Below are 12,733 nucleotides of genomic sequence, written 5' to 3' on the forward strand. Positions count from 1 at the left end.
GCTTTAGAAGCCGGCTTTGATCTTCTCGAACTCTTCGGACTGCTTTTCACGCAGCTCGACAGACATCGGAAGCTGGGCCAGGATCGGCGCGTCGATCGGCTCAAGGCCACCGGCGATAAGTGCTTCTTCGCCAAGCGTTGCCAGACCTTCGGTGTTGGAGATGCCGTAGCCCGCGTCCATCAGGACAGAGGCGTTCGACGCGTCCAAAAAGCCGTTGATGTAGTCATAGGCTTTGTCTTCCGAACCGGGGCCGTCTTTGAGGTTCACATAACCACAGAGCCAGAGCGAGGAGCCTTCGGTCGCTTCGCGTTGGAAGCCAACGGGGAACCCTTCATCGACCAACGTCGGATAGGTTTCGTTCCAGGCCCAGGAAATCAACACTTCGCCCGTTGCCATCAGCTGTGCCAACTCCGCCGGGTCGGTCCAATAGGTGCGCAGGTTCGGGTGAACTTCGCGCAGCCAAGCGGAGGCCGCTTCGAATTGTTCGTCCGTCGCCGTGGTCCAATCCGTGGTGCCGGTCGCCAGATAGGCCAGTGCATAGGCGTCGTCCACGTTGTCCGGCAATGTCATGCGGCCCGCGTATTCCGGATTCTTGAACACTTCGAGAGAGGCGACGGCTTCGGCGGGCACTTCGTCAGTGTTATAGGCGATGGCTGTCGAGCCGAAATCAGTCGGGATGAAGTAAGCGCTCGCGGCGGCCACGTCAGAGCCCAAGAGGTTGCTGTCGAGTTTGGAATATTCGGTGATTTTTGCGGTGTCCCACGGCTCGATGATGCCGCTTTCTTCCCATTTTTTCACGGAGCCCGCACAGACGTGGCTGACGTCGGCTTTAAAGCCGGAGACGAGTTTCTGCAGCGCTTCGTCTTCCTCGCCGAAGAAGGCAAAGGACGGCTGTACGCCATTCTTTTCGGCGTATTTGGTATGGAAGGCCGGGTCTTCGAAGCCCGAGTAGTCAAACACCAAAAGCTCGGGGTCTTCGGCAAATGCGGCACCCGCGAGAATGCTGAGCGCTGCGCCGCCCAAAAGGGTTTTCATCATGTTCATGTCATCTCCCTGAAAAATGGACCATGTCTGGAACAAGACGCTATCAGGCGGCTAGGCCTTTGCAAGCAAGATTCCCGTGAGTTGGGCGGGAAGGGAGGCTAAGTGCCGTAATTTGATCAAATTATAAGCAGGTCTCCGGTCCGGCCGGAATTTAGACCTTAGTCCAGGGCCGTGCGCAGCGTCTGATCCCGCAGATAATCCATCAAAATCTCAAGCCGTGCCCCCACGCGTGCCTCCAAAGCCTCCACCATGGCCTCATGCAGCGAGATCACGGCATCGCGGTCGCGCTGACGGTAGGTCAGCATGTTCATCAAAGGCTCAATACCTTCGACCGCAGCGGCCAATTGCCAGGACAACACCGGATTGCCCGCCGCATCGACCAAGGCGCGATGAAACGCCACATCTGAGGCGCAAAACGCCTCGTCCGACAGCTCCGGATCCTTTTGTCGGGCAATCTCTGCACGCATTTTGTCGAGATGATGGTCTCGTCGGTGCTTGGCCGCGAGACGCACGCAGCCGCGCTCCAAGGCAAACCGCGCTTCGCAGGCGGTGGTGATGTCGACGTTATTTAGGGTGATAAGCAGCGTGGCACTGGAGGCCATCTGCGCATAGGCGTCCTCAAAGGACTGTTGATTGACAAAAGCACCACCAGTCGCGCCACGTTTCGTGCGGATCAGACTTTGCGCCGCCAACCGTTTCAACGCCTCACGCACGGTCGCCCGAGACACTCCGTGCGCCTCGGAAAGCTCCGACTCAGAGGGGAGGCGATCACCGGCCACCAAAGCGCCGCTCAGGATGTCCTGGCGAATGCGCTCCGCGATTGCGGCGGACAAATCTTTTTGTTTTTCTGGTTTTGGTAAATTGTCAGACATTTGACTTGCCAGTGGGATTAATTGTCTGACATTTATGTAGGAGACTTGAGAGAAGTGCAAGATTGTAAGGAGGACCCAATGCGCGCCCTGATCATGGAACAGAATGATGAAGGTCTGGCCACACCGCAGATCAAGGAGATTTCCGAGGACGATTTGCCTGAGGGCGACGTCTTGGTGCGGGTCGAGTATTCCACGTTGAACTACAAAGACGGGCTCTGCCTCTCGCCGAAGGGCGGCGGTTTGGTCCGCAAGTATCCCCATGTGCCCGGAATCGACTTTTCGGGGACTGTGGAAGCATCCGAGAGCGCAGATTTCAAGCCGGGCGACAAGGTGGTGCTCACCGGTTGGCGTGTGGGCGAGGTGCATTGGGGCGGCTATGCCGAGAAGGCCCGCGTCAAATCCGATTGGCTGGTGCCGCTGCCCGAAGGTCTGACGACGCGACAGGCGATGGCCGTCGGCACGGCGGGATTCACGGCGATGCTCGCGGTGATGGCCTTGGAGGACCACGGGTTGTCGCCTGAAAAAGGTCCGGTGCTGGTCACAGGTGCCTCTGGCGGTGTTGGGTCCGTTGCCACGGCCATTCTGGCGCATCTGGGTTATGAGGTCGCCGCCGTCACCGGTCGCCCTGAGGGCGCCGACTATCTGAAATCTCTCGGGGCTACACAGATCGTGGCACGCGAAGACATCAGCGAGACCGTCAAGCGCCCGCTTGAGTCCGAATCCTGGGCTGGTTGTATTGACGCTGTTGGCGGATCAATGTTGGCACGGGTGTTGGGACAGATGAAATACGGCGGCTCTGTTGCTGCCATCGGGCTCGCGGGCGGCGCGGATTTGCCCGCTTCTGTGATCCCGTTCTTGCTACGTGGTGTGAACCTTCTGGGCATCGATTCCGTGATGCAGCCGAAAGAGAACCGTATCCGCTGTTGGAACCGGATCGCCTCCGACCTGCCGATGGAGAAACTCGAAGAGATGGTGCAACCCGCCACGCTCGACAACTTGCCCGCGCTTGGGGCGGCAATCCTCAAAGGCGGCGTGAAAGGCCGTGTCGTGGTGGACCTCTCCGCATAACCGCAGGCGACACCATCAAAAAACGCGCTCTTCTTACTCTTCTCAAGGGCGCGTTTTGCCGTTAACGCTTTGCGTCATGGATATTTCGACACTTCTTCCCTTCGCCGCCCTGATCGCCGTAATTGGCGCTTTCGCGGGCATTCTGGCCGGTCTTTTGGGCGTGGGCGGCGGGATCGTCCTCGTTCCCGCTTTCTATTACGCCTTCGCAGGGCTGGGATACGACAGCCCGCAGCTTATGCAAATATGCCTCGCGACTTCTTTGGCGACGATCATCGTGACCTCGATCCGCTCGGTGTCCTCGCACCACAAAAAAGGCGCTGTGGAATGGTCAATTCTGAAGAGCTTCGCCCCCGGCATCGTTGTGGGGGCCGTGATCGGTGTGCTCGTCGCCTCCAGTCTGCGGTCGACAACGCTTCAAATGATATTTGGTCTCATCGGTATTTTCATCGGCCTTTACATGGCCTTCGGCAATTCCGCATGGCGCCTCGGCTCTGAAATGCCCAAGGGCCTCATGCGCGCCGTCGTTTCGCCGCTCATCGGTTTTCTCTCGGTGCTGATGGGCATCGGCGGCGGCTCCTTCGGGGTGCCGACGATGACGCTTTACGGCGTGCCGATCCACCGCGCGGTCGCGACCGCTGCAGGCTTTGGCGCCATCATTGCGATCCCCTCAGTGATCGGGTTTCTCTTTGTAAACCTGCCTTCGGACGTGACGCCGCCCTTCACGGTGGGCGCGGTCAACATCGCGGCCTTTTTGCTGGTGATCTGTATGACTCTCGTTACTGCGCCTTTGGGGGCAAAGATCGCCCATGCGATGGACCCGAAACCCCTCAAACGCGTGTTTGGCGGCTTTCTGATCCTCGTCGCGCTCAACATGCTGCGCAAGGCACTGATGGGCTAAGAAGGCTTGAGTATTTGAGGCTGCAATGAAGAGGGTTTTCATGGCAGCCTCAAATACTCACTTCTGACGTTTGAGTTGTTCCGAGCGCTGCGGCAGTTCGTCCATGACCGCACGGCGCGCCTCCGGTGTCATCCGCGACCAAGCCGCGATTTCGTCAATCGAACGGGCACACCCCAAACAGAGCCGTGTGTCCGGGTCGATTTTACAGACATTGGTGCAGGGGCTTTCGATCTTGGCACCTGATGTGGCCGTGGCCATCATAGGTTCCTCAAGCGATCCAGGGCCCCTTGCAGGATCACGCCTGCGGCGACTTGATCGATCTTGTCGGCACGTTTGGCGCGCGACATGTCAGCCTCAAGCATGGCGCGGTCGGCGGCCACGGAGGACAGGCGTTCGTCCCAGAATGTGATCGGCAGTTCGGTGAGCTGGCCGAGATTGCGGGCGAATGCGCGGGTTTTCTGACAGCGCGGACCCTCGGAGCCATCCATGTTGCGAGGCAGGCCCAAGACGATTCCAGAGACCTCACGCGCGTTCAGAAGTTTCAGCAAAGCCTCAGCGTCTAGGGTGAATTTCTTGCGCCGGATTGTCTCCGTCGGGGTAGCGACCGAGCGCAGCCGGTCGGAGATCGCGACGCCAATGGTTTTGTCGCCAAAATCCAGCCCGGCGAGCGCACTCATCGGCGGCAGGGTGGCGGCGAATTCCGCAATGTCATCGGTGATCAAAGCGCTCATTTCTCTGTCCTTATTCCACAAGCCCGGCACGTTCGGCGCCCTGACGGATCACCGCCAGCGCCTCGGGCGAGGGGCCAAAGATCACCTGTGCTTCGTTCCAGATCGCCCGCGCGCGCTCAGTGTCGCCCAGCATGGCAAGCGATGAAATCAGGCGGGACCATTCCTCGGGTGAGCCGCCTTCGTTGGCAAGGCGCGCGGAAAGGCCCTCGACCATACCCCGGATCATGTCTTGGCGTTCTTCCGGCGTCATGTCGGCGGTGGCGTCGATATCCTCTTGGGTCGGACCGCGCAAGCCACCCGCCATCGGAGCGGGCGGCAGTGTGTAGCGCACACCTGCGGCTTGTGCGACGGCTTCGATCTGGGCCCGGATCGGCGGCACCCAAGGGTCGTCCGGCGCGGAGGAGTTCAAGAGCGGGCGCCAGAGTTTGAAGGTCATATCAGGGCGGCCGTTTTGTGCAAACATCATGCCGGAATAGTAGATCGCCGTGCCGTTCTGCGGATCGCGGCTCAGGGCTTTGGACAGGGCTTCCTCGGCCTCGGGCGAAACATAGCCGCCGGCGGCAAGGATCATCATATCGGCGAGATCGGCGTAATCGTCAGCGGTCGCACCCGCGCCCTTGATGCGGATCACCTCTTGCTGGGCGGCATAGGCGCGGTCGTAATTGCCGATCACTGCCTCGTTGCGGGCCAAAAGGACATGGCCCTGTAGATCGTCCGGACGGGTTTCAAGTGCCGTGCGCAGCTGGCCCACGAGCGTCAGAAGGCGCTCGTCAGGCGTCTGGATGGGCGGCGAGGAGGGGCGTGTCTGTTCAATCTCGGCCTGAGACGGGCGGGTGGCGCGAACCTCTTCGGCCAAGGCAAGGCGGTGCGACAGTGGCAGATCCTCATACCCCGGCGCGCCGAGGTCGCGATAGAGCCAGATCCCGCTGCCGATGACGCTAAGGCCCAGCGCCACGGCCAGCCACATCGGCGTGGAAGAGGTTGTTTTCGCTTTGGTGCCTCGCGCCTTGTCGGCCTCGAGCAGGCGGCGGGAGACCTCGACACGAGCGCGTTTGGCGTCTTCTTCGGAGATCACGCCCCGAGCGGCATCGCGGTCGACTTCTTTGAGCTGGTCGCGGTAGACCTTCATCTCGATCTCCGCCGCAGAGGCGCTGTCAGCCCCGATCCCGCGCGCTTTGCGCAGGGCCAGCGCCAGAGGGGCGGCGGACAGGATTGCGATGGCAGTGGCGATGATCCAAAAGGTCATGTCAGGGTCCGTCAAAGAAATTTTCCGTTGCGAAGGTGTATCCGGCGGCGGGGCTTTGCGAAACCCCCTATGACGCGGGTGTGACCGAATGGCTCGAAGCGAGACCTCGACGCTCTCGGAACCAATAGGGGGGCCAGGCGTTGTTCCTTCAATCGTCCGCGATATGCGGAGACACGAAATGAAGGAGACAGAGATGTCGAGCCATAACGAAACGAAATCTGGTGGCAATGTGGGGCTTGGGGTTCTTGTGGGGGCCTTGATCGTGATTGTGGCCGGGCTTGCGGCCTATATTTTCACTGGCGGCGATATTCCCGCCGTGGGCGATGAACCCGAGATTCAGATCGATCTGCCGGATTAAGGTGTGACAGGTGGTTCGGATGCGGGGCATACTAGACGCGTGCACTAGGATAGCGGCGAACACCCGCTGTTCGGCTTTTCTGGAACGATTCCAGTGTTTCGCCCTTGACCCGAGCCCGCCATCGGATCACCTATAACCCGGACCTGAAACGCATCACTGCTGACCAATGGAGGCCCCAATGGCTTTTGAACTTCCCGATCTTCCCTATGCTCACGACGCTCTCGCCGATCTCGGCATGTCCAAGGAGACGCTTGAGTATCACCACGACCTGCACCACAACGCCTATGTGACGACCGGCAACACGCTGATCGCGGGCACCGAGTGGGAAGGCAAATCGGTCGAAGAGATCATCAAAGGCACCTACGACGCCAATGCTGTCGCGCAATCCGGCATCTTCAACAACGCGTCCCAACACTGGAACCACACCCAATTCTGGGAAATGATGGGCCCGGGCGAAAAAGCCATGCCGAGCGAGCTTGAGAAAGCCCTCGTCGAGTCCTTCGGCTCCGTCGAAGAGTTCAAGAAACAATTCGCCGCTGCTGGCGCTGGTCAGTTCGGCTCCGGCTGGGCTTGGCTCGTGAAAGACACCGATGGTGGTCTCAAAGTGACCAAGACCGAAAACGGCGTGAACCCGCTCTGCTTCGGCCAAACCGCGCTGCTGGGTTGTGACGTGTGGGAACATTCCTACTACATCGACTTCCGCAACAAGCGTCCGGTCTACCTGTCGAACTTCCTCGACAAGCTGGTGAACTGGGAAAACGTCGCATCGCGCATGTGATCCGGTGAACGCGGGATTTTACATCCTTCTCGGGCTGGGAGCCGTCGTGCTCCTGGCCCTTTTTTACGGGTTCTGGATCGAGCCCGCCTGGCGTCTGCGTATCAAACGCCATCGGGTCGAACATCCGGCTTGGGGCGCGCGTGCGCCCATGCGGATCGTGATCATTTCCGATCTTCACGCGGGCGCGCCCTATATTCCCTTGTCGCGGGTTCAGAGAATTGTGCGAAAAGCCAACCGCTTACAGCCGGATCTTGCGGTGCTTTTGGGCGACTATGAGGCCGCGCATCGTTGGACATGGGGCCAGTTGGACAAAGATGACATTATCGGCGCATTAAAGCCCTTTACCGGCGAACTTGGGACCTACGCCGTTCTTGGCAATCACGACTGGTGGCAGGATTTCGCGGCGGCCAAGGATCGCGTGCCCTGTGCTGCGCAAAAGGCGCTGACGCGTCACGGCATTCCGTTGCTGGACAATGAGGCGGCCAGATTGACGCATGAGGGGGGAGACGTCTGGCTCATCGGTCTGGGCGATCAACGCCCCTATGACGAGGGACCCGACGGCGAGGGGTTCGACGATTTGGATGCGGCCATGCGCGAAGTCACCTCAGAGGCGCCGGCGATCCTGTTGGCCCATGAACCCGAGCTGTTCCCGCATGTCCCTGAGCAATGCCTCCTGACCCTGTCCGGCCACACCCACGGCGGACAAATCCGCATCGGCAACCGCTCTCCCATTATCATGGCGGCGGAAAACGAAACCTATTCTTATGGGCGCTACGAGGCCGAGGGTCGTGTGTTGATCGTCTCCGGCGGCATCGGATGTTCCGAATATCCGGTGCGGATCAATATGCCGCCTGAAATTACGGTCGTAACGCTCTGCGGCCCGGAGACCATATCATGACTCGTCCACTTCCCAACGCTTGGACCCTGACGCCAGAAATGCGCGCCGAGGCAGTGGCTTTGCGTCACGAATTGCATCGCTTTCCAGAAGTCTCGGGCGAAGAATATGAAACTGCCAAGCGTATCGCAAAGCAGATGCGTATTCTCGACGCTGAGGTGATCGAAGGGCTGGGTGGCACAGGGGTCGCCGCCGTCTTTGGCGCTGGCGCGAAAACCCTGATGATCCGGGCGGAGCTGGACGCTTTGCCGATCCTCGAAGAGTTCGGACCTACGTATCGGTCTCTCAATGAGGGCGTCGGGCATCTGTGTGGCCATGACGGCCATATGGCGACGCTCTATGCGGTGGGACGGGCCTTGTCGGAGCGCGCGCCTGAGTGCCGCGTCGTTCTGTTGTTCCAGCCCGCCGAAGAGACCGGGCAGGGCGCGCGGGCGGTGATGGCCGATCCGAAATTTGCTGCGCTCACCCCAGATCTGGCGATCTCTTTGCACAACCTGCCAAAGCTGCCCCTGGGGGCTGTGGCCTTGCAAGAGGGCCCTGTAGCCTGCGCGTCGCGCGGGCTTCATATCCGTTTCACCGGCCAGACCTCGCACGCTGCGCGGCCCGAAAATGGCCGTTCGCCCGGTCTTGTGCTGTCGGAACTGATCCCTGCCTTGGGCGCGCTGTCGCGCGATTTGCCGACCGAAGACCCGGGATTTCGCCTCTGCACCGTCACCCACGCGCGTCTCGGCGTGCCGTCCTTTGGTATCAGCCCGGGCGAGGCGGAGTTGCAAGTGACTCTGCGTACATTGTTGAACAGCGAAATGTCGGCGCTTGAGGCCGAGGCCCGCGCGCTGATCGAAACCTCTGCCGCCGCTTTCACGCCGGAGATCACCATCCACGATGCCTTTAGCCATTCGGTCAATGCGCCCGAGGCGACGGCTCTGTTGGAAGAGGCGGTGAGAGGCCTGCCGCGTGTCGAGGGCGCGATCCCGATGCGTCCCTCTGAGGATTTTGGCCTTTTCGGCACTGAAATCCCGGCGGCCATGTTGTTTTTGGGGTCGGGCGAGGATCAACCAGAATTGCACAACCCGGATTTCGACTTTCCCGATGCGCTTATTCCCTTGGGGGCGGAGATTTTCCTCAATGCAATTCAGGCCTTTTGCAGTGGAGACATTGTTTGAACGCCATCTCGACCTATGCTGAGTTTCGCGCGGCCTTTCTGGCGCGGATCAAAGCGGCGGCTGTCACTTTTGATCCGTTGCTGCTGAGTTTCATGGACGGTTTGGGGGCTGCGGGGCATTTTCAGATCGGTGGCGAGACCATTGTCACCATGGAAGACCCGATGCGACCGGACGGTTTGACGAGCGATGTCTACTTCTGTCAGCCGCCAGATCTGGTGCGGCATTGGTTCGGTGAGGGCGGATACGAGGATCAGATCGTTCCCTTCCTTCACGCATCGAGCACCGGGTCCTATATCGCGCTCTGGCAGCTTGCGGGGCAGCCTCAGCGTTACGTTTTTTTAGGCGACGAGGGCGAGTGCCTGACACTCGCGGAGCGGGCGGAGGATTTGATCAGGCTCTTGGCGACAGGCTATATCGAGATCTATGGGCGCGAGTCCTTGGAGGACACCGCCGAGGAACAGTTTGAAGACAGCTTTGAGGAGGATTTCACGCCGCCAGCTTTGGCCAGGTCCCTCTGTTTCGAGTTGACCGGTCAAATTCCGTCCGAAAGCTTTGCATCCCATCTCCCTTTCGCGCCGGGCAAGGACCCGTTCGAGGCCTTCGTGGCGAAGGCGATTGGCCTCTAGGCTGTGCAATGCGGACCAAGGGCATCAAGCGTCCTGTGCATTTTTGTTTCTTGCAAAGCGCCGGTGAAAGGCGCTTTGTCCGGCCATGACTGAAACGCAAAAAGGCTGGGTCGCGCTCCTCTTGGCACAGACCCTCTGGGGCATCGCGCCGCTCTATTACAAAGCGATGGACATGGTTCCGGCGACAGAGATTCTGGCGCATAGAACGATTTGGACATTCGTGCTCTTTGGCATCTGGATCGTGTTCAAGCGGCGTTTGGGCGAGTTCTGGCGCCTGATCAGCGGCCCGCAGCAGCGCAAGGTGATCTTTGCGGCAATGTTCATTTCGGTCAACTGGGGTCTCTTTATCTATTCCGTGCAATCGGGGCAGGCGCTAGAGGCGGCCTTTGGCTACTATGTCTTTCCGCTCGTCGCCACTTTGGTCGGTGTCGTTGTGTTCAAGGAACGTCTCTACGGGCTGCAATATCTCGCGATTGTCTTGGCGGGGATCGCGGTATTGGTGCTGGGCATCGGGATTGGCACCCTGCCGTGGATTGCGCTCACGTTGGCGGTGACTTTTTCGATCTATGGCGCGATCAAGAAGACCTTGGTCGCCGGGCCGTTTCTCTCAGTCGCGGGGGAGGTCGTGTTTTTGGTGCCTCTTGCGCTGATCGGTCTCGCGGGAATTCATCTTTACGGCTGGGGCGGCACGGAGACCCAAGTTGCCGGCAATTTCGGCAGTTCTTGGTACATGTCTCTTATGCTGATCGCCTCGGGCGTTGTGACCGGCGTGCCGTTGATCTTTTTTGCCGCCGCCGCGCGTCGTCTGCCGCTCAACATCGTCGGCATGGGGCAATATCTCAATTCAACGCTACAGTTTCTTCTGGCAGTCTTCGTCTTTTCAGAACCCTTCACCCATTGGCACGCCATTGCAATGCCGATGATTTGGATCGCGCTGGCGCTCTACACGCTGGAAGTGCTGCGTCAGGACCGTTCCGCACGTAGGGCACGCAGGGCTTCGACCAGTTCTGCGACCGTTTCCGCCGTCTCGAAATAGCTTGAGGTTGAAATGGGCGCGAAGCCTTCGCTGATCACATGTTCGATCAGTGCCTCAAGTGGCTGCCAATAGCCCTCGGTCGACAAGAGAAAGATCGGCTTTTCATGCAGGCCGATCTGTTTCCAGGTCAGAACCTCGAAAAACTCGTCCAGAGATCCCGCACCACCAGGAAGCACCACGATGGCGTCCGAGTTCATGAACATCACCTTTTTGCGCTCATGCATATTCTCGGTGATGATGAAGCGTGTGAGGTCGCGTTTACCCACCTCTTTCGGCAACAGATGCGTTGGGATCACGCCAAAGGTCTCGGCGCCGTTTGCCTGCGCCGCGCGCGCAACGGCGCCCATCAGACCGACATCGCCCGCGCCATAGACCAGACGCCACTCCTCACGCGCGATGGCCTCTCCCATTTCGATCGCGGCGGCCTCGTAGCTGTCCTTGTGACCCGGGCGCGAGCCGCAGTAGACGCAGACGGAAAACGGCGTGGAATATGGCGCGGAAACAGGCGTATCGGACATGGCATATACTTTCAAAAAAGGAAGTCTTTGACCCTTGTTAGACCCCTTGCTAGGCTCCCTCAAGTCTTGATCGAGGCGCTGATCGCCGCAAGCTGTTCCGCGAGGACGGCATGCCGTTGCGGGTGCACTGTCTCGGCGGGGGAAACATAAGGACAAGAGATGTCGAAAACGAACGGATGGATGCTGCCCGCCGCAGGTGTAGGCGTGGCGGTGATTGTGGTGGCGATCGGAGCAACGCTCTATCTCGCGCGGCCTCAGCCGGAAACCGATACAGCGGCAGAGACAGCACAAACCGCCGTTGCGCTTTCTGGCACGGAGGCGCCTGCAGCGGTTGTGGACATGGCTGCGCCTGCATCGGACCAAGGCGCGACCTCCGAGGCCACGCCGGAGGTGGCCGAGGCCTCCGCCCAGCTCTATCCTGCCTTCGATCTGGTCCGCATTCCGCCAGACGGGCTCGCGACGGTGGCCGGGCGCGCAGAACCCGGGGCGACGGTGTCCATTCTGGTTAACGGCCAAGAAGTGACAAACACCGAAGCCTCCGCGCGTGGCGAATTCGTCGCGCTGTTTGATCTGCCCGCCTCGGGAGAGGCACGCGAAATGCGTTTGGTGTCCAAATCCGCGACGGAAGAGGCGCAAGAGCTTGCCAGTGCGGAAACCGTGCTGATCGCCCCAGCCAGCGCTCCACCAAAATCGCCTGTCTCTTTGGGAGACGAGACCGACGTGCCGCCCGATCTCTCGTCGGGGAGTGGCCTGTCCGGCACGGCGGAGAGCACGGGCGTCGCGGTTGCAACGCAGGTGTTGGAAAGCGCGGGGCAGGAGGCCGGAGGATCGGCGGAACAGCCGACCGTATTGATGGCGGATGACGAGGGCGTCAAAGTGTTGCAACAAGCGGGCACAGCGTCCGCAGAGTTGCGCATTGATGCGGTCACCTATGATCCGGAAGGCCGGGTGTTCGTCTCTGGCCGCGCCGCACCTTGGGCAGAGCTTTTGATTTACCTCGACGGAGTGTTTTTGACCGAGGCACGCGCGAGTGCGGACGGCCAATGGCGGCGCGAACTCGAAGAGGTTGCTGCAGGACGCTATACGCTACGCGTCGATCAGACCGGAGCCGAGGGCGCCGTGATCAGCCGCGTCGAAACCCCATTCCAGCGCGAAGAGATCGCCAAACTGGCCGAGATCGCATCGGGACCTGCGGAGGGCGTGGAAACCACGGTAGAGACGACGGAGGTGGCCGCAACGGAAGTCGCAACAGCTGCATCCAACAGCCCACAGCCCCGCATTGCCTCGGTTACCGTGCAGCCAGGCAACACGCTTTGGGGCATTGCGTCTGAGCGGTATGGCGATGGTTATCTCTATGTCCGCTTGTTCGATGCGAACCGTGCGCAAATCCGCGATCCGGACCTCATCTATCCGGGGCAGATTTTCGACCTTCCGGAATAAGAGTTTGAGCGAGAGGCATCGCCGCTGCGCGAATATGCCTCTCGTGTTTTGCGCGAAGAG

Annotated in this window: 15 protein-coding genes; 9 read left to right on the forward strand and 6 right to left on the reverse strand. The window is 60.1% G+C overall.

Annotated features, from left to right (window positions below; all coding sequences use genetic code 11):
• Window positions 1–3: 3 nt before the first annotated feature.
• Both J5Y17_RS05325 and J5Y17_RS05330 read right to left on the reverse strand, forming a co-directional pair.
• Window positions 4–1,044 (reverse strand): extracellular solute-binding protein, encoded by a 1,041-nt coding sequence (locus tag J5Y17_RS05325; protein WP_219784202.1) that lies wholly within the window; start codon window positions 1,042–1,044, stop codon window positions 4–6.
• Window positions 1,045–1,202: 158 nt separating this feature from the next.
• Complete coding sequence (locus J5Y17_RS05330; protein ID WP_219784203.1) at window positions 1,203–1,916, reverse strand: FadR/GntR family transcriptional regulator; 714 nt, start codon at window positions 1,914–1,916, stop codon at window positions 1,203–1,205.
• Window positions 1,917–2,009: 93 nt separating this feature from the next.
• Here J5Y17_RS05330 and J5Y17_RS05335 point away from each other — a divergent pair, with 93 nt between their 5' ends.
• Both J5Y17_RS05335 and J5Y17_RS05340 read left to right on the forward strand, forming a co-directional pair.
• Window positions 2,010–2,984: an oxidoreductase gene (locus tag J5Y17_RS05335; protein ID WP_370628885.1), complete on the forward strand. Its 975-nt coding sequence runs from the start codon at window positions 2,010–2,012 to the stop codon at window positions 2,982–2,984.
• A gap of 76 nt (window positions 2,985–3,060) precedes the next feature.
• Window positions 3,061–3,882 (forward strand): sulfite exporter TauE/SafE family protein, encoded by an 822-nt coding sequence (locus J5Y17_RS05340; protein ID WP_219784205.1) that lies wholly within the window; start codon window positions 3,061–3,063, stop codon window positions 3,880–3,882.
• Window positions 3,883–3,939: 57 nt separating this feature from the next.
• Here J5Y17_RS05340 and J5Y17_RS05345 read toward each other — a convergent pair whose 3' ends face one another.
• Genes J5Y17_RS05345 through ccmI form a run of 3 tightly spaced genes read right to left on the reverse strand, consistent with a single transcriptional unit; the run spans window position 3,940 to window position 5,859 of the window.
• Window positions 3,940–4,140, reverse strand: coding sequence for a DUF1289 domain-containing protein (locus tag J5Y17_RS05345; RefSeq protein WP_370628868.1), 201 nt, complete (start codon window positions 4,138–4,140; stop codon window positions 3,940–3,942).
• A complete protein-coding gene (gene ruvX, locus J5Y17_RS05350; RefSeq protein WP_370628869.1) occupies window positions 4,140–4,613 on the reverse strand; it encodes a Holliday junction resolvase RuvX in 474 nt (157 codons plus the stop codon). The genes J5Y17_RS05345 and ruvX overlap by 1 nt, the downstream gene beginning before the upstream one ends.
• A gap of 10 nt (window positions 4,614–4,623) precedes the next feature.
• Window positions 4,624–5,859: a c-type cytochrome biogenesis protein CcmI gene (gene ccmI / locus J5Y17_RS05355; RefSeq protein WP_219784207.1), complete on the reverse strand. Its 1,236-nt coding sequence runs from the start codon at window positions 5,857–5,859 to the stop codon at window positions 4,624–4,626.
• A gap of 193 nt (window positions 5,860–6,052) precedes the next feature.
• Between ccmI and J5Y17_RS05360 the strand changes: the two genes are divergently transcribed.
• From J5Y17_RS05360 to rarD, 6 genes are all read left to right on the forward strand, one after another.
• The gene (locus J5Y17_RS05360; RefSeq protein WP_219784208.1) at window positions 6,053–6,217 is read left to right on the forward strand and encodes a hypothetical protein; all 165 of its coding nucleotides are present in this window, start codon (window positions 6,053–6,055) and stop codon (window positions 6,215–6,217) included.
• Between the two features lie 178 nt (window positions 6,218–6,395).
• On the forward strand, window positions 6,396–6,995 hold the full coding sequence (locus tag J5Y17_RS05365; protein WP_219784209.1) for a superoxide dismutase: 600 nt from the start codon (window positions 6,396–6,398) through the stop codon (window positions 6,993–6,995).
• Window positions 6,996–7,041: 46 nt separating this feature from the next.
• Entirely contained in the window at window positions 7,042–7,893 is an 852-nt protein-coding gene (locus tag J5Y17_RS05370; RefSeq protein WP_219784210.1) for a metallophosphoesterase, read from the forward strand.
• Window positions 7,890–9,053, forward strand: coding sequence for an amidohydrolase (locus tag J5Y17_RS05375; RefSeq protein WP_219784211.1), 1,164 nt, complete (start codon window positions 7,890–7,892; stop codon window positions 9,051–9,053). The genes J5Y17_RS05370 and J5Y17_RS05375 overlap by 4 nt, the downstream gene beginning before the upstream one ends.
• Window positions 9,050–9,679 carry a hypothetical protein gene (locus tag J5Y17_RS05380; protein WP_219784212.1) on the forward strand — a complete coding sequence of 210 codons (630 nt, stop codon included), beginning with the start codon at window positions 9,050–9,052 and terminating at the stop codon, window positions 9,677–9,679. Before J5Y17_RS05375 ends, J5Y17_RS05380 begins: the two co-directional genes overlap by 4 nt.
• Window positions 9,680–9,764: 85 nt before the next feature.
• Window positions 9,765–10,715: an EamA family transporter RarD gene (rarD, locus tag J5Y17_RS05385; protein WP_219784213.1), complete on the forward strand. Its 951-nt coding sequence runs from the start codon at window positions 9,765–9,767 to the stop codon at window positions 10,713–10,715.
• Here the strand turns inward: rarD and J5Y17_RS05390 are convergent.
• Window positions 10,643–11,233 carry a TIGR00730 family Rossman fold protein gene (locus J5Y17_RS05390; RefSeq protein ID WP_219784214.1) on the reverse strand — a complete coding sequence of 197 codons (591 nt, stop codon included), beginning with the start codon at window positions 11,231–11,233 and terminating at the stop codon, window positions 10,643–10,645. The genes rarD and J5Y17_RS05390 overlap by 73 nt on opposite strands.
• A 159-nt stretch (window positions 11,234–11,392) precedes the next feature.
• On the opposite strand from J5Y17_RS05390, the gene J5Y17_RS05395 reads away from it, so the two are divergent.
• The gene (locus J5Y17_RS05395; protein WP_219784215.1) at window positions 11,393–12,673 is read left to right on the forward strand and encodes a LysM peptidoglycan-binding domain-containing protein; all 1,281 of its coding nucleotides are present in this window, start codon (window positions 11,393–11,395) and stop codon (window positions 12,671–12,673) included.
• Window positions 12,674–12,733: the final 60 nt, after the last annotated feature.

The organism is Celeribacter sp. PS-C1, from assembly GCF_019429625.1.
Taxonomy (GTDB): Bacteria; Pseudomonadota; Alphaproteobacteria; order Rhodobacterales; family Rhodobacteraceae; genus Celeribacter.

Excerpts from the sequence above, each read along its gene's own strand:
- J5Y17_RS05325 (WP_219784202.1), bottom strand. The coding sequence starts at position 1,044 with ATGAACATGATGAAAACCCTTTTGGGCGGCGCAGCGCTCAGCATTCTC.
- J5Y17_RS05330 (WP_219784203.1), bottom strand. The coding sequence starts at position 1,916 with ATGTCTGACAATTTACCAAAACCAGAAAAACAAAAAGATTTGTCCGCC.
- J5Y17_RS05335 (WP_370628885.1), top strand. The coding sequence starts at position 2,010 with ATGGAACAGAATGATGAAGGTCTGGCCACACCGCAGATCAAGGAGATT.
- J5Y17_RS05340 (WP_219784205.1), top strand. The coding sequence starts at position 3,061 with ATGGATATTTCGACACTTCTTCCCTTCGCCGCCCTGATCGCCGTAATT.
- J5Y17_RS05345 (WP_370628868.1), bottom strand. The coding sequence starts at position 4,140 with ATGGCCACGGCCACATCAGGTGCCAAGATCGAAAGCCCCTGCACCAAT.
- ruvX (WP_370628869.1), bottom strand. The coding sequence starts at position 4,613 with ATGAGCGCTTTGATCACCGATGACATTGCGGAATTCGCCGCCACCCTG.
- ccmI (WP_219784207.1), bottom strand. The coding sequence starts at position 5,859 with ATGACCTTTTGGATCATCGCCACTGCCATCGCAATCCTGTCCGCCGCC.
- J5Y17_RS05360 (WP_219784208.1), top strand. The coding sequence starts at position 6,053 with ATGTCGAGCCATAACGAAACGAAATCTGGTGGCAATGTGGGGCTTGGG.
- J5Y17_RS05365 (WP_219784209.1), top strand. The coding sequence starts at position 6,396 with ATGGCTTTTGAACTTCCCGATCTTCCCTATGCTCACGACGCTCTCGCC.
- J5Y17_RS05375 (WP_219784211.1), top strand. The coding sequence starts at position 7,890 with ATGACTCGTCCACTTCCCAACGCTTGGACCCTGACGCCAGAAATGCGC.
- rarD (WP_219784213.1), top strand. The coding sequence starts at position 9,765 with ATGACTGAAACGCAAAAAGGCTGGGTCGCGCTCCTCTTGGCACAGACC.
- J5Y17_RS05390 (WP_219784214.1), bottom strand. The coding sequence starts at position 11,233 with ATGTCCGATACGCCTGTTTCCGCGCCATATTCCACGCCGTTTTCCGTC.
- J5Y17_RS05395 (WP_219784215.1), top strand. The coding sequence starts at position 11,393 with ATGTCGAAAACGAACGGATGGATGCTGCCCGCCGCAGGTGTAGGCGTG.